The sequence below is a fragment of the Pseudomonas sp. CCC3.1 genome (genome assembly GCF_034347405.1).
Lineage (GTDB): Bacteria > Pseudomonadota > Gammaproteobacteria > Pseudomonadales > Pseudomonadaceae > Aquipseudomonas.
Genome location: NZ_CP133778.1, coordinates 86310 through 106197, shown reverse-complemented (window position 1 = coordinate 106197; position 19888 = coordinate 86310). Strand labels below are relative to the sequence as shown.

The 19888-nt window shown below is 60.1% G+C and carries 13 protein-coding genes and 1 pseudogene; 6 read left to right on the top strand and 8 right to left on the bottom strand.

What is annotated here, in order from left to right; translation table 11 throughout:
- Window positions 1-7 precede the first annotated feature (7 nt).
- The 4 genes and pseudogenes from RHM56_RS00545 to RHM56_RS00535 form a co-directional block, all read left to right on the top strand.
- Window positions 8-985, top strand: a pseudogene (locus tag RHM56_RS00545) (AraC family transcriptional regulator); the annotation flags it as partial.
- Window positions 930-1070: a hypothetical protein gene (locus tag RHM56_RS25900; protein WP_416194901.1), complete on the top strand. Its 141-nt coding sequence runs from the start codon at window positions 930-932 to the stop codon at window positions 1068-1070. The pseudogene RHM56_RS00545 and the gene RHM56_RS25900, both read left to right, overlap by 56 nt.
- Window positions 1071-1207: 137 nt before the next feature.
- Window positions 1208-3565 carry a TonB-dependent receptor gene (locus RHM56_RS00540; RefSeq protein WP_322237471.1) on the top strand — a complete coding sequence of 786 codons (2358 nt, stop codon included), beginning with the start codon at window positions 1208-1210 and terminating at the stop codon, window positions 3563-3565.
- 7 nt (window positions 3566-3572) lie between these two features.
- Entirely contained in the window at window positions 3573-4898 is a 1326-nt protein-coding gene (locus tag RHM56_RS00535) for an LLM class flavin-dependent oxidoreductase (protein WP_322237468.1), read from the top strand.
- A gap of 176 nt (window positions 4899-5074) precedes the next feature.
- Here the strand turns inward: RHM56_RS00535 and RHM56_RS00530 are convergent, their stop codons facing one another.
- From RHM56_RS00530 to RHM56_RS00510, 5 genes are all read right to left on the bottom strand, one after another.
- The gene (locus RHM56_RS00530) at window positions 5075-5854 is read right to left on the bottom strand and encodes an acetoin reductase (protein WP_322237465.1); all 780 of its coding nucleotides are present in this window, start codon (window positions 5852-5854) and stop codon (window positions 5075-5077) included.
- Between the two features lie 67 nt (window positions 5855-5921).
- On the bottom strand, window positions 5922-7319 hold the full coding sequence (gene lpdA / locus RHM56_RS00525; RefSeq protein WP_322237462.1) for a dihydrolipoyl dehydrogenase: 1398 nt from the start codon (window positions 7317-7319) through the stop codon (window positions 5922-5924).
- An 8-nt stretch (window positions 7320-7327) separates the two neighbouring features.
- On the bottom strand, window positions 7328-8836 hold the full coding sequence (locus tag RHM56_RS00520) for a 2-oxo acid dehydrogenase subunit E2 (protein WP_322237459.1): 1509 nt from the start codon (window positions 8834-8836) through the stop codon (window positions 7328-7330).
- Between the two features lie 2 nt (window positions 8837-8838).
- Window positions 8839-9858 (bottom strand): alpha-ketoacid dehydrogenase subunit beta, encoded by a 1020-nt coding sequence (locus RHM56_RS00515; RefSeq protein ID WP_322237457.1) that lies wholly within the window; start codon window positions 9856-9858, stop codon window positions 8839-8841.
- A gap of 11 nt (window positions 9859-9869) precedes the next feature.
- Entirely contained in the window at window positions 9870-10832 is a 963-nt protein-coding gene (locus RHM56_RS00510; protein WP_322237454.1) for a thiamine pyrophosphate-dependent dehydrogenase E1 component subunit alpha, read from the bottom strand.
- A gap of 202 nt (window positions 10833-11034) precedes the next feature.
- Here RHM56_RS00510 and RHM56_RS00505 point away from each other — a divergent pair, with 202 nt between their 5' ends.
- The gene (locus RHM56_RS00505) at window positions 11035-13743 is read left to right on the top strand and encodes a LuxR C-terminal-related transcriptional regulator (RefSeq protein ID WP_322237452.1); all 2709 of its coding nucleotides are present in this window, start codon (window positions 11035-11037) and stop codon (window positions 13741-13743) included.
- Window positions 13744-13904: 161 nt separating this feature from the next.
- Window positions 13905-14588 (top strand): M12 family metallopeptidase, encoded by a 684-nt coding sequence (locus RHM56_RS00500; protein ID WP_322237449.1) that lies wholly within the window; start codon window positions 13905-13907, stop codon window positions 14586-14588.
- Window positions 14589-14732: 144 nt separating this feature from the next.
- Here RHM56_RS00500 and RHM56_RS00495 read toward each other — a convergent pair whose 3' ends face one another.
- The 3 genes from RHM56_RS00495 to tssM are packed head-to-tail and all read right to left on the bottom strand — an operon-like array spanning window position 14733 to window position 19887.
- Window positions 14733-15638 (bottom strand): serine/threonine-protein kinase, encoded by a 906-nt coding sequence (locus RHM56_RS00495; protein ID WP_322237446.1) that lies wholly within the window; start codon window positions 15636-15638, stop codon window positions 14733-14735.
- Window positions 15635-16363: a PP2C family serine/threonine-protein phosphatase gene (locus RHM56_RS00490; protein ID WP_322237444.1), complete on the bottom strand. Its 729-nt coding sequence runs from the start codon at window positions 16361-16363 to the stop codon at window positions 15635-15637. The genes RHM56_RS00495 and RHM56_RS00490 overlap by 4 nt, the downstream gene beginning before the upstream one ends.
- Window positions 16363-19887, bottom strand: coding sequence for a type VI secretion system membrane subunit TssM (gene tssM, locus RHM56_RS00485; RefSeq protein WP_322237441.1), 3525 nt, complete (start codon window positions 19885-19887; stop codon window positions 16363-16365). The genes RHM56_RS00490 and tssM overlap by 1 nt, the downstream gene beginning before the upstream one ends.
- Window position 19888: the final 1 nt, after the last annotated feature.

Sequence of the window (19888 nt, the reverse complement as noted above, 5' to 3'; positions counted from 1 at the left end):
AGACGCCATGACGACCATCGATACCATTGCCACTTGGGCTCAAGTTATTGCTCGCACCCTTGAGGGGCAAGGCTTCAGCACGGCCCCGCTGTTGCGTGAAGCCGGTATCGCGCATTGCAATTTGTATGACCCCAACCAACGCATCGCCCTCACCTGCATGAGTGCGTTTTGGCGGGCCGCGGTGCGGGTCAGCGGTGACGAATGTTTCGGTCTGCACGTGGCGCAATACAGTTATCCGACCGACTTCCACGGGTTGTTTTTCGCCGTGCAAAGCAGCTCTACGGTTATTGAGGCGCTGGACCGCGCGGTGCGTTATGCCCCCGTGATCACCACCGCCGCCGCGATGAGCCTGGTGCGCGGCCCGCATTCCACGCGCCTGGTCTATGGGGTCGCGCCCGGCGCCGAGGTAGAGCAAGTTGCTACCGAGGCATCGATTGCCTGCGCAGTGCGTTTCACTCGCCAGAACTGGGCCGAGCTGCCGATTGTGCAGTGTGTGCGCTTGACCCGGCCGACCCCACGCGACCCTTCGCGCTGGGCCCGCCTGCTGGGGTGCCCGGTCAGGTTTGAGGCCAGTGAAAACGCCATTGTGTACACCAACAGCTGGCTGGACACGCCGCTGAGCACTGCTAACCAAGAAGTGGCGCAGGGCCTGGACAGCGTGCTGAACGATTACCTGGAGCGCCAGCGTCGGCTCAATCTGCCGGAGCGGGTGCGCGCCGTCATCATCCGCTACCTGCCCCTGGCCGACGTGCAACAAACGCGCGTGGCCCTCGACCTGGGCATGAGCGTGCGCAACCTGCACCGGCAACTGCTCAAACACTCCACCAGTTTCAAGGCGCTGCTGGATGAATGCCGTCAGCAGTTGGCGTTCAGTTACTTGCGCCAGACCGATTACTCCGTCAACGAAATCTGCTACCGATTGGGCTTCAATGAACCCAGCAGTTTCAACCGTGCCTTCCGCCGCTGGACGGGTGAAAGCCCTGGCAAATGGCGACGCGATGATTCGGCGCTGCTCCCCCAATTGCCAGGCCCGACAGCACTACGGGCAGCCAATGACCCCTCACTGCTGATCGCCGTTTAGGGTGCGTGTCCGTGGCGGACTATAGGTTGTCCGCCCAAGCCTCTTTTGCCCTGATCATCGCCCCTAGGATGGACCCCTACCGTGCACGATCCGCAGTGTCGCGCGGCAATCAGGAGTCCCCAGCCCATGCTGTTACGTTATTCGGCCACCACGGCCCACCGTCTCAAACCCCTGAGCATTTCTTTATGGCTGGCACTGCCCGTTGCCTTGTCAGCCACCTGCGCCCTGGCCGCCGACGAAACCGATAAGCCTTCAACAATCGCCAGCACACAGGCCGACAGCGACGCCCCGCGTCTGGAGCAAGTGACCGTGACGGCACGGCGCCGGGCCGAGGAATCGCAAGATGTGCCCACGCCGATCACGACCCTGAGTGGCGCCCAGTTGGAGAGCCAGCGGATCTATAAAATCCAGGACCTGCAACAGGCGCTGCCCAGCGTTAACGTGGCCTACACCCACGCCCGCGTGTCGAGCTTCGCGGTGCGCGGCATTGGCAACAACCCCGCCAGCGATGGCCTGGAAGGCAGCGCCGGGATCTACCTCGACAACGTCTACCTCGGCCGTCCCGGCATGGCCGCGTTCGACATGATGGACATTGAGCAACTGGAACTGTTGCGCGGCCCACAAGGCACCTTGTTCGGCAAAAACACCACCGCGGGCGTCCTGAACATCGCCACCCGCGGCCCGACCTTTACGCCTGAACGCAGCGTTCAGGTGTCCGGGGGCCAGGACGGCTATTTTCAGGGCAAGGGCAGTTTCTCGGGGCCGATCACCGACACACTGGCCGGGCGCGTGTCGTTTTATCGCACCCGCGATGACGGCTATCTGAACAACCGCTACGACGGCCGCACCTTGCTCGGCGGCGAACGTGAAGGCATACGCGGGCAATTGCTGTTCAAGCCCAACGAAGACTTCAGCCTGCGCTGGATCAACGAATACAACTCTGAAAACTCCAGCAGCGGCAGCAGCGTGATTTATGGCGCCGGGCCGGTGTTCTGGAAGCGTGCGGCGCTGGTCGGCGCCCACCCGGAACTCGGTAAAAGCAATATCGATGGCCGACAGAATGTCAGCGTGCACCAGAACGCCAGCTCGGTTGAAGCCAACTGGAACCTGGCAGGCGGCTATACCCTGACCTCCATCAGCGCCTATCGCAGTTGGCACTTCAACCCCGCCAACGACGCCGACCAACTGGACGTGCCGGTGATCAAGGACTACGGCTTCGAAGTGCACGACCGTCAGTTCTCCCAGGAAATACGCCTCGCGTCACCCAAGGGCGACTTCTTTGATTACGTGGTCGGTGCCTATGCCTTCAAGCAGAACCTGGGCAATCGGATTTTCACCGACTTTGGCCCGCTGGCGGACCTGGACCTGATTGGCGCCAATCTCAATGCGCTCAACAACATCAACAGCAAGGTGAACGGCAAGGTCAACACCGAGAGTTACGCTTTGTTTGCCCAAGGCACCTGGCACTTGAGTGACCGCTTGGACTTCAGCGCCGGGATACGCGGCACCTACGAAGAAAAAGAAGCCAATGTGCAGCGCTTTGCCCCCACTGGCGGCGGCCCGGCGGTGGTCATTCCCGGCGTTGTCGACGGCAACGCCGTGCGTGCTGGCCAGGTGGGCGCATACGACAGCGGCAACCTGCATATGCATAACGCAGCGCCATCGTTTCTGGCCAGCGTGAGCTACCACTTCGACGACGACGTGCTCGGCTATGCATCGCTGTCCCACGGCGAAAAATCCGGCGGGGTCAACCTAGCGGTAGCCTCGGCACCGAGCGCGGGGGCTGAGTCGCTGCTGGTCGGTCCGGAGCGGGCCAACGATGCCGAATTGGGGGTCAAGAGCCAACTGTTCGACCACCGCTTGCAACTCAATGCCAACGTGTTCTGGACCGGCGTAAACGGCTACCAAGCCACCACGTACTATCAGCCGCCGGGCGCATTGACCGGCTACCAATTGCTGACCAACGCAGGCTCGGTGCGCTCACGCGGGGTTGAACTCGAAGCCACGGCGGTGCCCGTGCGGGGCCTGACCGTGAACGTCAACGGCTCGTTCAATGACGTGACGTATCTGTCCTTCAAAAACGCACCGTGCCCGGCAGAAGTGGTCGGCGCCACCACCTGCGACCTGACAGGCAAACCCGTGGCCGGGGCTTCGCGCTGGATCGGCAACGTCAACGGCGAATACAAATGGCCACGCGTCAACGGCGTTGAGCCATATGCCACCGGCAGCTATGCCTATCGCTCCGAAAGCGAAGGCACACTGGACAACTCTGACCTGTCGAAAATCAACGGCTATGGCCTGGCGAACTTCTCGGTGGGCGCTCGCGTGGGTTATGGCGATGGTTTGCTGGACGCCTCGCTGTGGGTCAAAAACGCCTTCGACAAAGAGTATTACCTAGCTGTCGGCAACGGCATCAACGGCCTGTACACCGCCTCACCCGGCCAGCCACGCACGGCCGGTGTGACCGTTCGTTATGACTTCTGAGGTGAACATGACAACCCGACACATGAGCCTTGGCGCGTTCATCATGAGCAGCGGTCATCACCTGGCCGCCTGGCGCCACCCACGCGCCTGGGCCGGGGGTGGGCTGAACTTTCAGCACTTCAAACAACTGGCGCAAACGGCTGAGCGGGGCAAGTTCGACGCGATCTTTTTCGCTGACAACCTGGCCCTGATGGGCACGCCCGAACTCGGTCAGTACACCACCGCCGGTGACGTGTTCGACCCCCTTGTGCTGCTGTCCGGGCTGGCGACAGTAACCGAGCGCATCGGCCTGATCTCGACCGTGTCCACCAGCTACAACGAACCCTACTTGCTGGCGCGCAAGTTTGCGTCCCTCGACCACTTGAGTGACGGGCGCAGCGGCTGGAACCTGGTGACCTCGGCCACCGATCTGGAAGCCTTGAATTTTGGCCGCGAACAGCATTTCGAGCACGACGACCGTTATCAGCGCGCCGAAGAATTCATCGATGTGGTGACCGGTCTGTGGGACAGCTACGAAGACGACGCGTTTGTTCGGGACAAAGCCAGCGGCACATTTTTTGAGGCCGAAAAACTGCACGTGCTGGGCCACAAAGGGCAGCACTACCGGGTGCGCGGGCCGCTGAATATTCCACGTCCGCCGCAGGGCTACCCGGTGCTGATTCAAGCGGGTTCCTCAGAACCCGGCAAAGCGCTGGCAGCGCGCACCGCCGAAGTGGTCTTCACCGCGCAACAGACATTGGCCAATGCGCAGGCTTTTTATGCAGACGTCAAAGGACGCCTGGCCGGTTATGGACGCACGCCGGATCAGTTGAGAGTCATGCCCGGCATCTCCCCGGTGATCGGCAGCAGCCAGGACGAAGCCGATGAAAAGTACCAGCAACTGCAAGACCTGCTCGACCCGCGTGTGGGGCTGGGGTTGCTGGCAGGCATGGCCGGTGGTTTTGACCTGTCGGGTTACGACCTGGACGGGCCATTGCCCGAGTTGCCGGTGAGCAATTCGATGCAAAGCCGACAGGCGCTGTTTATCGAATTGGCACGCCGAGAGAACCTGAGCATTCGTCAGCTGTACCTGAAAATAGCCGGTGCTCGCGGGCATCACACTGTGATCGGCACGCCGAAAACTGTCGCAGATACGCTGGAGCAATGGTTCGTAGAACAGGGTGCAGACGGCTTCAACATCATGCCGCCGTTTCTGCCTGAAGGGCTGCATGACTTTGTCGACGGCGTGGTGCCGATCCTGCAACAACGCGGGTTGTTTCGCCGCGAGTACAGCGGCACCACATTGCGCGAGCATCTGGGTTTGCAGCGACCGAGTAATCGCTACAGCGCTTAAGGACGAACGGCCCGACCGTTAGTAGCAGTTGCCGAGCTTGGCGAGGCTACGTCCGGCTGCGCAGCAGTCGCAAATGGCCTGTCGTGACTACCCAGTTAAATCGAGTTCTCAGCATTTACGATCGCTTCGCAATCGGACGCAGCCTCGCCAAGCTCGGCAGCTGCTACGGGTTGGGTTTAACGGAACACCAATCCACCATCGATCAGCGGCGCTTGGCCGGTCATGTAGTCGGCGTCCGGGCTGGCCAGGTAGGCGACGAATGCTGCCACGTCTTCCGGGGTTTGCGCACGGCCCAAGGCAATCCCGTTAACGAACTTCTCGTAGGTCGCACCAATCGGCGCGCCCGTGATTTCGGACATGCGTTTATCGATGTCGACCCACATGTCAGTCCCCACAACCCCAGGGCAGTAGGCGTTGACGGTGATGCCGTGCACCGCCAGCTCTTTGGCCGCCGCTTGGGTCAAGGCCCGTACCGCGAATTTGGTGGAGGAATAAACGCCCAGCAAGGCATAGCCTTCATGGCCGGCAATCGAACTGGCATTGATGATTTTGCCTGTGCGCTTGAGTGCCTGGAACTTGGCCGCCGCAGCCTGAATGCCCCACAAGGTGCCTTGGACGTTGATGCGGTAGATGCGCTCAACTTCTTGCTGAGTGACGTCGGCCAGCGGTTTGACCTGCGAAATGCCCGCGTTGTTAACCATGATGTCCAACCCGCCCAGCGTGCTGTGTGCATGCTCAACGGCCTGGAATACTTGTTCGCGGTCACCTACGTCGGCCACAAAGGTGCTGGCTTTACGGCCCAGCGCTTCGACTTCTTCGGCAACCTGGCGCAATTTGTCCTGATTGAGGTCGACCAAGGCAATGTCGGCGCCGTCTTTTGCCAGACGCAATGCGATGCCACGGCCAATGCCCTGTGCCGCGCCGGTGATCAATGCCACTTTTCCAGTGAGTTTCATTCGTTGGGCTCCTTTCAATCGTTAGCATGGTCAGCGGTCTAAACCATAGCCCAGACCGCTGGCGGGTCTATTGATGCAGCGCACGATCTCGGGCCGCCAGCACCGCTTCGTGCATGGCTTCGCTGAGGGTGGGGTGCGCAAAGATCACGTCACTCAACTCAGCGTCCGTGGCTTCCAGCGCTTGGGCGATGCCAAATCCCTGGATCTGTTCGGTCACATGCGGCCCTACCATGTGCGCCCCCAGCAGTTCGCCGGTGTCGGCATCGAAAACCGTTTTTACAAAGCCTTTGCTTTCGCCCATGGCCAACGCTTTGCCGTTGGCTTGATAGTCGAAGCGCCCCACGGCGACGTTATGTCCGTTGCTGCGCGCCGCCGCTTCGGTGAGCCCCAGACTGGCGACTTCCGGTCGGGCATAAGTGCAGCCCGGAATGCGGTTTTTGTTCAGCGGGTGCACGCCTTCGACCCCTGCGAGTTTTTCGACACACACCACGCCTTCATGGCTGGCCTTGTGCGCCAGGCACGGTGCGCCCGCCACGTCGCCAATCGCATACAGCCCGGCAACGCTGGTTCGGCACCACGGGTCGGTTTTGATAAAGCCTTTTTCAAACTCGACGCCCAGCGCTTCAAGCCCCATGTCTTCAATGTTCGGTTGGATGCCAGCTGCCAGCAGCACTTGCGCCACCTGCACGGTCTGCTCGCTGCCATCGCTGAGCGAGAGCGTGCAGTGCAGCGCGCCCACCTCGCCTTGCACCGCGCTGACTTTGGTCTGTGTCAGCACGCGAATCCCGCGTTGCTCGAACTCGCGCTGCACCAGGCTCGCAACCTCTTGGTCTTCGACCGGCATGATGTGCTTGGCCACTTCGACCAGCGTCACCTGACTGCCCAGGTCGCTGTACAAGCTGGCGAACTCCACACCAATGGCGCCAGAGCCAATCACCAGCAACGACTCGGGCACGCTTTTGGGCACCAGTGCATCGAAGTAGCTCCAGACTTTTTGCCCGTCGGCCACCAGCCCCGGTAACGGCCTGGGTCGGGCCCCGGTGGCCAGAATGATATGCCGCGCCTGATACACCGCCTCGCCCTGTTCAGCGCTGACGGTGACCACGCCTTTGGCGCTGACCCGGCCACGGCCGTCAATGACCCTGACCGCGTTTTTCTTCAGCAAATAAGCAATACCCGCGGTCAGTTTGCGCGACACGCCACGGCTGTGAGCGACCAGTTGCGCAATATCAAACTGGATGTTGTCAGCGCTGAAACCAAAGGTGCCCAGGTGCTTCAAGGTGTGCCCGACTTCAGCGCCCTTGAGCATGGCTTTGGTCGGAATGCAGCCCCAGTTCAGGCAGATGCCGCCCAAGTGCTGCTGTTCGACCAGCGCCGTGCTCAGCCCCAATTGGGCCGCGCGGATAGCGGCCACGTAGCCGCCGGGGCCGCCACCGATGACGAGTACATCAAATTTATCGGTCATGGTGGCTCCTAGAGCATCATCAAGCTTGGGGTCTGTACCAGACGCTTGAGTTCTTTGAGGAACGTCGCCCCCAACGCGCCATCGATCACCCGGTGATCGCACGACAAGGTCACGGTCATTTGTGTGCGCACCGCGGCTTGACCATTGTGCGCAACCACCCGTTGCTCGCCCGCGCCGATGGCCAGAATTGCGCCTTGGGGCGGATTGATGATGGCGTCGAACTGGCTGACGCCGAGCATGCCCAGATTGGAAATACTGAATGTGCCGCCCTGGAACTCCTCAGGCTTGAGGTTGCCGGCTTTGGCTTTGGTCACCAGGCTGAGCATTTCTTCAGAGATGCTCGACAGGCTCTTGCGATTGGCCTGACGCACGATGGGCGTAATCAAGCCTGCGGGCAGGGCCACAGCCACCGAAATATCAGCGTCGGCAAAGCGCAAGACGGCCTGGCGTTCTTCGTCGAACTGCACGTTCACGTCCGGCACTTTGATCAGCGCCAGCGCACAGGCTTTGATCAGCAGGTCATTGACCGACAGTTTGATCGCCGGGGCCGAGGCGTTGATTTCACTGCGCAGCGCCAGCAGCGCTTCAAGGTCCAGATCAGCCTGCAAGCGAAAGTGCGGGGCCGTGCGTTTGGACGCTTGCAAGCGCGCCGCAATCGCTTTGCGCATGCCGTTCATGGGCAGCACGTCGGCGTGCGGCGCTTCAGGCGTTGCTTGAACAGTCAGCGCCACCCGCGGATTTTGCACCGCGCTGACTTCCAGCACATCGGCCTTGCTGACCCGACCACGGCTGCCAGTGACGCGGCAATCGTTAAGATTAACGCCCAGCTTGGCGGCCAAACGACGCGCCACCGGCGTGGCCACAATGTGACTGTCATCGGCCCGCGAACGCGCAGGGCCATCCGCTTTGAGCGCCGGTTGAAGCGTCGCGACCTTGCCGCCGAGGTCCTTAACGGCGTGCTCGATGTCACTCACGCTGATGCGCCCTTGCGGGCCTGTGCCGTTGACACGGCTTAAGTCGATGCCCAGTTCTTTGGCCAAACGCGTGGCGTGCGGCGTAGCAAACACCGATTCGGCACTTGCGCCGAGTAACGCCTGCGGCACGTGCCAGCCGTGAGTGGTTTTTGCCGCTGGAACCGCTACCGGTTCAGACGCCTTAACGGCGACAGCCGGTGCCGCAGCAGCGACCGAAACAACCTCTGGCTGCGGGGCCGCAGCGGCAGGCGCTGTACCTCGCTGAGCAATAAAGGCGTCAATTTCGGCATCGCTGACCGACGCATCGGCCACCACTCCCAGCAACCCGCCGACCGGCAAGGTTTGCCCCGGCTGCGCCACTTTGCGGCGCAGCACGCCATCGAACGGCGCCTCCAGAACGTTGGAGATTTTGCTGGTCTCGATGTCGCACAGTTCCTGATGCTGTTTGAAGCTGTCGCCTTCTTCAATCAGCCAGTTATTCAGGGTGCCCTCTTCCATCGACAGGCCCCATTTAGGCACCTCGATGATTTTGATCTCGCTCATGTTCAGGCCTCCATCACTTTACGTACGGCGGCCTCGATGCGATCGACGCTCGGGATCCAGGCCTGTTCCAGCACGGGCGAGAACGGCACCGGTGTGTGTGGCGGGGTGACCATGATGATCGGGGCTTTGAGCTGGTAAAAGGCTTTGGTGGCGATCAAGGCAGCGAGGTCGTGGGCAAAGCCCAGGCGCGCGGCCGACTCGTCGACAATCACCACACGGCCAGTAGAGGTCACAGATTCAAGAATGCCGTCTTCGTCCAGCGGCGAGACCGTGCGCGGGTCGACCACTTCAACCGAGATGCCTTCGCCCGCCAGTTTGTCGGCCACCTGGTTGGCTTTGTGGACCATGGCCGCGAGGGCGATGATGGTCACGTCGGTGCCTTCGCGGGTGTAGTTGGCCACGCCAAAAGGAATGGTGTAAGGCTCTTCGGGCACTTCGCCCTTGATGTCGTAAAGCGCCTTGTGTTCGCAGAACACCACCGGATCGTCGTCGCGAATGGCTTGAATCAGCAAGCCTTTGACGTCATACGGGGTCGACGGAACCACGACTTTCAGGCCCGGCGTGGTGGCGAAAATATGGTAAGGCGATTGCGAGTGCTGGGCCGCTGCCGAGAAGCCCGCGCCGATCATACCGCGCACCACCATCGGGGCCTTGGCCTTGCCGCCGAACATGTAGCGAAACTTGGCTGCCTGGTTGTAGAGCATGTCGTGGCAGACGCCAAAAAAGTCCATGAACATCAGTTCAGCCACAGGCCGCAAGCCGGTCATGGCCGCGCCCGCCGCCATGCCGATAATGGCCGACTCGGTGATCGGCGTATCGATAACCCGCGCCGAACCGAACTCGGTCCACAAGCCTTTGGTCACGCCCAGCACGCCGCCGAACGCCTCGCCTTTGCTGCCCACTTCGGCTGTACCGGCCTGCCCGCCGCACACGTCTTCGCCGATCAAGACCACACGATCGTCGAGTGCCATTTCCTGAGCCAGGGCTTCTTTGACCGCTTCACGATAAGTACGAATTGCCATGGTTTGAATCCTCAGTAAGACACGTAGACGTCGGTCAGCAAGCTTTCTACCGCAGGGAAATCTGCCGCGCGGGCCTTGGCCACGGCATCGTCGACCAAGGCGTTAACCTCGGCGTCGATGGCTTGCAGTTCTTCTGGGGAGACTTGACCGGCAACGTGTTGACTGAAGATTTTCAAAGGGTCGCTTTCCTGGCGCAGACGCTCGACTTCGCCATCGGCGCGATACAGCATCGGGTCGCCTTCAAAGTGCCCGTACCAACGATGGGCCACCGCTTCGATTGCAGTAGGTCCGCCGCCATTGCGCGCCCGCTCGACGGCCACCCCAACCGCTTCATAGACCGAGAAGAAGTCCGTGCCGTCAACCTTGACCGCAGGCATGCCGAAGCCTGCCGCACGCTGGGTAATGTTGCGCCCGCCCACTGCATAGTCGTGGCCGGTGGCTTCGCCGAAGCCGTTGTTCTCGAACATGAAAATGACCGGCAATTGCAGCACCACGGCCATATTCATGGCTTCGAATACCAGCCCCTGGTTCGAGCCGCCATCACCGGTAAACGATACGGCCACCCCGCCATTACCCAAGGTTTTTGCAGTCAGGGCCGCACCGATGGCCAACGGTGGCGCGCCACCAACAATGGCGTTGGCACCGAGCATGCCTTTGCTCAAATCGGCGATGTGCATGGACCCGCCCTTGCCTCGGCAGAGCCCTGAATCCTTGCCAAAGATTTCCGCCATCATCCCGTGAATATCACAGCCTTTGGCGATGCAGTGGCCGTGACCACGGTGGGTCGAGCCGATGTAGTCGGTGTCTTTAAGGTGCTCGCAAACCCCTACGGCGATCGCCTCTTCACCGCAATAAAGGTGAATGAATCCGGGGATATCGCCGGTGGTGTTCTCTTGATGGAGACGTTCTTCGAACACGCGAATTTCGCGCATTTTGCGATAGGCCTTAAGCAGTTCTGACTTGCTAAGCGACATGGGTTCGCCCTCTTGTCTTGGCTTTTTTTATTGGGGTTATCGAACACCTGACGGCGTACGACGATGGCGTTCCCTTACGTTAAGAGTCTAAAGTCGCAGCCATAACTACCCGGATGGGGGGGCGCGACGCATACCTGCGGGGGGTACTCTTAACCCCCCCAAGGGCAGCGTTAGCCAAACGCTAGAGGGAAACATAACAACAATGACCCAGGCCAAATTTGCCACCCCGTTCAAGCATCAGACTGCCTTTGGTCTTGACCATGGCTTACCGCTGATAGGCACCAAACTGGTACCGCCGCGCTCGGCCGGAACGATCTTGGCGCGCACGCGCCTGTTGCAAAAAATCAATCTGCTGGAAGAACGCTGCATGGCGCTGGTATGCGGCGCCGCCGGGTTTGGCAAAACCACGTTGCTGGGGCAATGGCGCCAGCGCTTGCTCGAACAGGGGCACAGCGTGGCCTGGCTTAGCCTGGATGAGCAGGACGACACCCCGCAGGTCTTCCGCCGTTATTTGCTGGCGGCCTTGAGCCAGGCCAGTGGCCAGCCGCTGGAACATGTCGAGGTCTTGGCTGACAGCGTGGCGCAGGCAGACAGCCGGTTTATCCGCGAGCTGATCAACCTGATGCAACACCGGCAAAACGCCCTGTACCTGGTACTCGACGACCTGCACCTGATCAGCCACCCCGCCATCCTCTGCGACCTCGAACAATTGCTTCAACATGCCCCGGACTGCTTTCACGTGCTGGTGGGCAGCCGCAGTGTCCCGGCGCTGCCGTTGAGCCGCTTGCAGGCGCGCAATCAGTTGCTCGAAATCGACACCAACGCCCTGCGCTTTAACGTTGAAGAAACCCAGGACTATCTGGCGAGTACCAACCCCCAGCGTTTTCCAGCGTCCGACCTGCAGCGGGTGCTGAACCTGACCGAAGGCTGGATCACCGGCATCCAGATGGCAGCGCTGGCGCCCAGCGATCCGTTACGCAACCTCAACCGCCTGCACTTGGGCAACCGGCAGATCGGGCGTTACTTGTACGACGTGGTGTTGGCTCCGCTGCCGCTGCCCTTGCAAGAATTCCTGTTGAAAACCTCAATTCTCGGGCGCCTGACGCCGTCGCTGTGCAACGCGGTCACCGGACGCGACGACGCCAACGAGCGGCTGGCCGAGATCGAGCGGCACAACTTGTTTTTGTTCTCACTGGACAACCAGGGGCACTGGTTTCGCTACCACGCCTTGTTTGTCGAAACCCTCAGCGAACGGCTGCACAACAGCGATATTGCCGTGGTGCAGTTGCATGAACGCGCCAGCAACTGGCTAGCCAAGCATCAATACTGGGCTGAGGCGATCCGGCACGCACTGGCGGCAGGCAAGCTCGGCAGTCGCGACGATTGCGCCAATCAGGGGGCACAATCGCTGGCTGAGGAAGGCGATGTCGGCACGCTGGTGCGCTGGTTGCAGCAGATGCCTGAAATCGCCAGCCAACCGCTGGATGAGCAGCGAATCGACCTGCAACTCAACCTGGCCTGGGCGCTGGGGCATCACTTTCACTTCTCGGCGTCCAGAGGCTTGCTCGATAGCCTGCGGCCTTTGTTCAAGACCTCGCAGCCAAGTACCCGGCTGAGCATCAAATATCAAGTGATTGGCGCCATTACCGAGGCCTTTGCTGAAAATATCAGCCAGAGCATCGAACGCGTTGAACCGTTGCTGGCACACGTGCCGTGCGGTGATACGTGGGTCGACGGATTGATCTGCAACATCCTCAGTTATGACTACATGACCCAAGGCAATTACCCGCAGGCACAAGCCGTGCAGCGCCACATGCCGTGCCCGACCACGCCGTCTCACAACCTCTTTGTCACGGTTTACCGAGCCTTCGTACTGGGTTTGAGCCACTTTCGACAAGCAGACCTGCACAGCGCCGAACAGTATTATCGCCAGGCGCTAACCCCCACCGAAGACCTGACTGGCCCGCAATCGAGCGGCAGCGCCACACTCGCGGCGCTTTTGGCCGAGTTGCTGTATGAACGCGGCGACTGGCCAGCCCTGCAAACACTGGTGGCGCAGCGCCTGAACCAGATCGACGTCATCGCCCCACTGGATGCGCTGTTTGGGGCGTACGCCAGCCTGGCACGTCGCGCCCTGCTGCTGAGCGACCCGTCGCAGGCGCGCTACCTGCTGGAGCATGCGCAACAGCTGGCAACGCTACGCCGCTGGCCACGGCTGCAAGCCTGGTTGCTGGTCGAGGAAATACGCATTCACCTGGCCTGCGAGCAACTGCCACAAGCACTGGAGTTGCAGGCGCAATTTGCAACGCTGGACCCGCTCACGGCTCATGCCGACATCAGCCGCGCCCGTACCGAGGCGCACTGCCATATCGCCGCCGCGCAAAAGCAATGGTCTGTGGCGGCCACGTTGTGGCAAGGCTTGCTAGACAACGATGAACGCCAAGGTCAATTGCTGCGCGCCGTCCGCAGCCGCGCCGCACTGGCCTGTGCGTTATGGCCGGATGATCAGGCGAACGCTGTGAAGACCTTGCAGCCCCTGCTTAATCTGGCGTGTCGGCAGAACCTGCGACGCAGCCTGCTGGATGCGGGTGATGCCATGCCAGCGCTGCTTGAAGCCCTGTTGAAAAGCGCACGTGGCGAGACCGCCGATTATGTGCGCAGTCTGCTCGAAGACAGCGCCCCGCCTGCCCGTAACGAACACAGCGCCAGCCGTGAGCCCAGCTTGAGCGAGCGCGAGTTGCAAATTTTGCAATTGATTGCCCAAGGCCAGGCCAACAAGGAAATAGCCCGCAGCCTGGCTATTTCAGCAGAGACCGTGAAATGGCACCTCAAAAACCTGTTCTGCAAGCTGCATGTGACTAGCCGTATTCAGGCGATCACGCGGGCGCAGAAACTTAAGGTATTGGATTAGAAACCTCTGTAGGAGCGAGCTTGCCTCGCGATCTTTTGACCTTTAAACCATCACAACGAGGCAATGAATTAACACACTTATCTGTTAATCAGTGGCGGCCCCTCTTCTACGCTGACGTCTATCAAGACATGAGGTTTTGACTACAAAAAAAGGATGAATACATGAGTCAGCCATTTGTGTGCAAACTGCATGACGAGTTCAACATCGACAGGGTCAGTACGAGGAGCTTCGCCGTGACTAATAGGCTCTGGGACAACGGCAGAACACTGACTATTGCCTTTGTCAGCAACCCTTCAGATACGTTAAGACAGGCCATTATCTCGGCAGCCAGCCAATGGCTGCCTCACATCAACCTAACCTTTGACTTCGTTGAAGGTCATGCAGGCGATATCAGAATCGCAACCAACACGTTAGGTATTCATGAATCAGTGTTGGGCAACTATGCGCTGCAGATCGATCCGTCAAAACCGACCATGACTATCGGTAGAGATGAAAGCCATCCGGATTTTAATATGACCGTACTGCATGAGTTCGGGCATGCTTTAGCGGCTGCCCATGAGCACTTGCACCCCGATTCCGATATACCGTGGGACAAACCGAAAGTGTATGCCTATTACAGAACTCTCGGTTTAACTGACGCTCAAACCGACCGTATGGTGTTAAACAAACGGCCTCGTTCAAGTGTGACCCACACCCCTTACGACCCAAAATCGATCATGCATTACGCGGTCCTCAATAAATTAACCCTCGGTGATTTTGAAACAACCAAAAACACCGAGATCAGCCAACAGGACATTGCCTTGATGAAGCTTCTTTACCCAAAACCCGTCACTGAGGCGGTGTGAGGGCAGCGTTGAAAGGTCGAGCCGCTCCATCAATCCCGTGATCCAGTATTTGCACCCAACCTTAACGCCCTTCGGTGCCACTTGGCTTAATGGCTTGCAGCTCGCGACCAAGCTCATCGCCAAACTGCGCGAAGCACCTGATACCTACCCCCAAAACCCCGGTTTAACCGTCAGAGCCTCACGCAATTGAGCAATGCTGACGCTGCGTTGCTCGGGGTCGAAACTCAGTGCCTTGCGCACGTAAGGCCAGGCGTGTCGCGACAATCGCTTGGGCCGCTTCAGTTTTATTTTGGGCCGCATGTCGCGGGCGTCGGTGGCTTGCATCCGGTTGAACGGATGCTTGCCACTGGCCAGTTCGTACAGCAAACAGCCCAGCGCATACAGGTCTGCAGCACGGGTCAGCGGCGCCCCTTCAAGAATTTCGGGTGCCGCGTAGCCCGGGGTCCAGGCGTTGACGCGGGTACGGCTCACATGCGCCAGGCCGTCTAATGTGCCCGCTTGCGCTTGCCCCAAGCCAAAGTCGAACAACCGGATACCGTCTTCGCTGAGCAACACATTGCTCGGTTTGATGTCGCCGTGCAGCACACCTCGTTCATGGGCATGGCCCAAGGCGTCCAGCAGCGGCAAGGCAATGTCGCGCAACTCATACCACGCCATCCCCAAAGGCCGCTCACACAACAAACGGTCCAAGGTCGGGCCGCGCAACAGCTCCATCACCACAAACACCCGCTGGTGCTCCGTGTCGACTTCAAAGCTGTACACGCGCAGCACGTTGGGATGACGCAAGTGCCGTATCAGCGCGAATTCATTGAACAGCAGCGCGCTGGCGTCCGGTGAGTGTTCGTACGCTTCGCTGAGCACTTTGAGCGCGACGTAAGGCTGCGGGTCTGCGAATTGTTCGTGCAGCAGGTCACGCGCCCGATACACCGTGCCCATGCCACCCGCGCCCAGCAAACGTTCGATCCGGTAACGCTTGCCAAGCACTTTGGGCATTGCGCGAAAAACAGGGCGGGCCTGCGGCGTTTCCGCTGGCCTTTCAAGGTCGCTCATTGGCGAATCACCACCGCGCTCACGTTGTCACAAGCAGCGCCGCGCAGCACACCATCAAACAAACGCGCCAGCGCAACCTGCGGCGAAATCAGGCTCAAGGCCTGGCCTAATTCGCGGTGACTAAGGCCTTGGTACAGACCATCGCTGCACAGCAAAAAAACGTCGTCGGGCAGCACTTCAAGCTCGACCACGCTCAGGTTCAAATGCTCGCTCGCCCCGATTGCACGGGTCAGCGCGCGCGAGCCCGGATGGGCAAGTGCCTCTTCAAAACTCAGGTGTTGCTCATCCATGAGTTGCTGTTGAAGCGAATGATCGCGCGACAGTTGGTACAACTGCTGCCCACGCCAGAGATAACAGCGGCTGTCCCCGGCCCAGACACACGCAGCGCGCTTGCCTTCAAGCAGCAACGCCACCACGGTGCTGCCCATGAGGCTGTCGACCTGCTGATCGCTGACGGTCAGTTCCTGGCCCATCCGCCGGTTGAGCCAGTGCAGGCATTGACGCACCGCCTCTAGCCGCTGATCAAAGGTCTGTGGTTGTGTCAGTTCGCCCAGGCTGTCGACAATCAACTGGCTGGCAATATCGCCAGCCCGATGACCGCCCATGCCATCAGCCACCGCCCAGAGCCCAAGCTCCGGGCAGTCGAGAACGGCATCTTCGTTACGCGCCCGAACCTTGCCCGGGTCGGTGCCTGCCGCGCTGCGCCACTGTGAGCTTGCGTGCATCACAGTTGCTCAGGCAGACGGAAGCTGCGCAACACGTCCATATCGAACGGGTTGGGGGTGCGCTGGCTCATCAACAGGTAATTGGCACGCAACCCGCCAACTTCGGCTTTGAGGATCATCACATCGCGACCGCTCAGGTAGTCGATCTGCATCAGGTCCAGAACCCGAAACAATGACCAGGGCCCGGTGCTTTTCTCAATGCCGACCGGGCGTCCGACCATTTTTTCCATGACCAGGCTGGTGCGGCCGTTTTCAGCGTCGGTGGGCCACTGCAAGGTGACCGGCACAATCGGACCATGGCGGTACTCGATTGACTGGTTGCCAAAACGGAACTCGGAACGGCTGACACTGGAGTCCAGGCTGTAGGGCTCAAGGGTGAACTGCACCTGTGGCTCTGCCGGATTTTGCGCAAAGAAGCTTTGGCGAATCACCTGCACGGCGGCCATTTGCTCAAAGTAGGTTTTGGCCATCGGCAAGCCTTGCCCGTCCAGGCTGCGCAGCCGGTAATTGCCCGCCTCACCGCTGACGAAAGGCCGCAGGTACGCATCAAAGAAACGCTCGCTGATGCCTTGTGCCCGGAAGAACTCGCGGAAGTCATTCAGGGCCACGTCGCTGCTGCTGTGGGCACTGAACGGGTAACGTTTTTTGATCGCCCGCACATAGAAGCTGTACAGCTCGCGCTGATAACGCTGATTGATGAATTGATACGAATCGTCGAGTACCAAACGCCACGTGTCATCGGCCAGGCCGTTGAACCAGCCGTTCAGCGGACTCGGCAAGCGCTGTGAAGCCTGACGCAGTTGGCTCAAGGCATCACGTTGGCCGTTCATGCGCAGTTTGGCCATTTCGAACGCCGCCTGATCCGGTGTACTGGCGCGAGCCAGACCCGCCAGTTGCAGCTGTACTTCATTGAGGCCTTCAAGGGCCGGTATCAAGTCTGCGGTCGGACCATCGTTTTCATCCAGCAAGCGGTGCAAGGGTTCGAACCGACGCTGCAAGGCTTTCTTCGCCGTGTCCGGCAGGCTGGCTGCCACTGCGTCCGAGGCTGTCGCCGCCACAGTCGCGACCTTGCCAAGCGCCCCCAGCGCTGGCGTGACACTGTCATCAGGCACCGGCAAGGCTTCCAGGTCTTCGATCAGGCTCGGGAAACGCGTGTTGGCACGCACTTCGAGCAACAGTTGCACAACCGCCGAATTGGCCGATGTCAGGCCTGCAAACTGCTCTGCGCCTTCACCGGCCGTATTGAAAGGCTGCAAGGCCAACTGACCGACCGCTTCGCTCCAATAGGTGGCGTAATCGCGAAAGTACAGCTGCTCAAGCTCAACCATCAGCTTGCGCATGTCCATCGGGCTGATGCTGTTGCCCTCGCCCAGCACCCAGTTGTCACGCAGAATTTCACTGACCAGAGTGGCGCCCTGAACCGAAAAATACTGCTTGTAGCCTTGCTCGGTGTAGAACCCTGGAATCACATGGTCGGCACCGCTGAACACGCCGCCTTGCGGGCCCAGATGCTGGTCGAAACGATAAGGCGCCAACGTGTGGGCCTGCTCACGCAGCATGCGGTACACCACAGACGCCAAAGACTCACTGCGCAGTGCCTGACGCGCCTGGGCTATCAACGTGTCATTGAGCGGGTAGTGAAAAGTCTGGCCGAGCAAGCGCGCGAAATGTTGGTTCAGCCCATTCTGAACGGCGGTGTTGCCGGGGTAACGTGCCGACCAGTCGGTAGCCACCCACGCCCGCAGCCAGGCATTGTCCCGTCGTTCGGGCATGCCGAGCATCAGGTACGCACGCACACTGTTGAGCAGCCGATCCCGGTCATTCAGGTTGGCGCGGATCTGGCTTTCCAGTTGCTGCGCAACACGCGGCAGCAACTGCGCATCGAGTTCACGTTCGTATGCCTGAAAAACCACCGGATGACTCACGCCGCCCTGATACAGGCCGGTGCGTTCATGCAATGGCGTGTCGACCAGCGACGGATAAACACGCGTGGCGGCGTAGTGCGTGTCGAGGGTTTTGAGTACCGCTCGGGCATCATCACGCGGGCTCAACAACGAACGCTGTTTGGCCCCTTGCTGGGCCAATTCGCGCAGTGTATCCAGACGGTCAAGGTTGGACGTAAAGCTGGCGGCCCACAGCAGGCCCAACCCGCTCAGCAACACCAAGGCCCCGGCGTACATGGCCCGTTGGCCCCAACTGATTCGCCGACGCTCACGTTTGTCCAGGCCAGCCAGTTGCGCTTCGGGAAAAATCACCCGACTCAGCAGGTGATGAATAAAGTGCGAGCGCCCACTGTGCAAGGTCGGCAGCACCTGGGCTTTCACCCCCACTTTGGAACCGACATCGGCAGTAGTAGGGTTCAGTTTTTGTTTCAGGTGCGGCGCGCTGGTCAGGTAAAAGCCCCGCAGCGGACTGGCGCGCTGGTAGCGATTACCGGTAAAGGCCATGTCGACAAACAGGCACAGGCGCTCGCCAATGCCAGCCAACTGGTGAGGAAAGTCGAGAATCCGCCCGCGACGCTGACTGTCACGCTCTTGGTGCATGCGCGTGATGATCTGACTGTTGAGACGGCCCAGTAACGCTTCAAATTCCGTGCGCAGCAACGACACATCGGAGCCGCTCTGACCTTTGGCGAAGCTGGCACCGAAGACCTGATCGCTTTCATCACGGGTCAATTGCTCGAAGAACTCGGTAAAGCCCAGCAGTTTGTCAGCCTTGCTCAGCACCAGATAAACCGGCACCTCGATGTGCAAGGTTTGATGGATGTCTTGCAGTCGCAAACGCACCCGCTCGGCCAGGTCAGACAAGCTGTCTTCATCGTTTGAAAACAAGCTGTCGACGGGCAAGGTGACCAGCACGCCATTCAATGGCCGTTCGCGTCGGCGCTTGCGCAGCAAACCGAGTAACGTGCTCCAGCCACTGGCGTCGGCATCCGTTTCATCCTGCGTCAGGTAACGCCCGGCAGTGTCTATCAGCACGCCGTGTTCCGCGAAATACCAGTCGCACTGACGGGTGCCGCTGGTGTCGCGCGTCAGCTTGCGGTCAATTTTGTTCAGCGGAAAATCAAGCCCCGAGAAGTCCAGCAGGCTGGTCTTGCCGCTGCCAGTGGGGCCGATCAGCAAATACCAGGGCAACTCGTCGCGCCAGCGTTCACTGCGCCCGCGGTACACGCTGGACGTTTTGAGCGTACGCAGCGCCTCTTTGAAGCGTGTGCGCAGCTCTTTGTGTGATGCATCAATCAGTGCTTCGCGGCGCAAGCGTTCCTTGCCGGTCGCACTGTCTTCGGTTTCTTTTTTGCGCACTCCGGCGCGCCAACTGACGAAGACCATGCACAGGCCCCACATCAGACACAGCGCACTGATGGTGATGAGTCGAGCACTGACATCGGCCCAGAATTTATAGTCATTGACCGCCAGCAGCGGCCCAATCCACCAGATCAGCAGCGCAATCGACAGCAGCAGTAGCAGCGTCCAGACCCAGGTCTGGCACAGAAAGGCGCCAACCTTTTTAAAAGCGTTTTTCATC

Bases quoted from the DNA above. Each gene is read 5' to 3' on its own strand.
- RHM56_RS00515 (WP_322237457.1), bottom strand. From the start codon at position 9,858: ATGGCAATTCGTACTTATCGTGAAGCGGTCAAAGAAGCCCTGGCTCAG.
- RHM56_RS00530 (WP_322237465.1), bottom strand. From the start codon at position 5,854: ATGAAACTCACTGGAAAAGTGGCATTGATCACCGGCGCGGCACAGGGC.
- RHM56_RS00490 (WP_322237444.1), bottom strand. From the start codon at position 16,363: ATGCACGCAAGCTCACAGTGGCGCAGCGCGGCAGGCACCGACCCGGGC.
- tssM (WP_322237441.1), bottom strand. From the start codon at position 19,887: ATGAAAAACGCTTTTAAAAAGGTTGGCGCCTTTCTGTGCCAGACCTGG.
- RHM56_RS00520 (WP_322237459.1), bottom strand. From the start codon at position 8,836: ATGAGCGAGATCAAAATCATCGAGGTGCCTAAATGGGGCCTGTCGATG.
- RHM56_RS25900 (WP_416194901.1), top strand. From the start codon at position 930: ATGAACCCAGCAGTTTCAACCGTGCCTTCCGCCGCTGGACGGGTGAAA.
- lpdA (WP_322237462.1), bottom strand. From the start codon at position 7,319: ATGACCGATAAATTTGATGTACTCGTCATCGGTGGCGGCCCCGGCGGC.
- RHM56_RS00495 (WP_322237446.1), bottom strand. From the start codon at position 15,638: ATGAGCGACCTTGAAAGGCCAGCGGAAACGCCGCAGGCCCGCCCTGTT.
- RHM56_RS00535 (WP_322237468.1), top strand. From the start codon at position 3,573: ATGACAACCCGACACATGAGCCTTGGCGCGTTCATCATGAGCAGCGGT.
- RHM56_RS00540 (WP_322237471.1), top strand. From the start codon at position 1,208: ATGCTGTTACGTTATTCGGCCACCACGGCCCACCGTCTCAAACCCCTG.
- RHM56_RS00510 (WP_322237454.1), bottom strand. From the start codon at position 10,832: ATGTCGCTTAGCAAGTCAGAACTGCTTAAGGCCTATCGCAAAATGCGC.
- RHM56_RS00505 (WP_322237452.1), top strand. From the start codon at position 11,035: ATGACCCAGGCCAAATTTGCCACCCCGTTCAAGCATCAGACTGCCTTT.
- RHM56_RS00500 (WP_322237449.1), top strand. From the start codon at position 13,905: ATGAGTCAGCCATTTGTGTGCAAACTGCATGACGAGTTCAACATCGAC.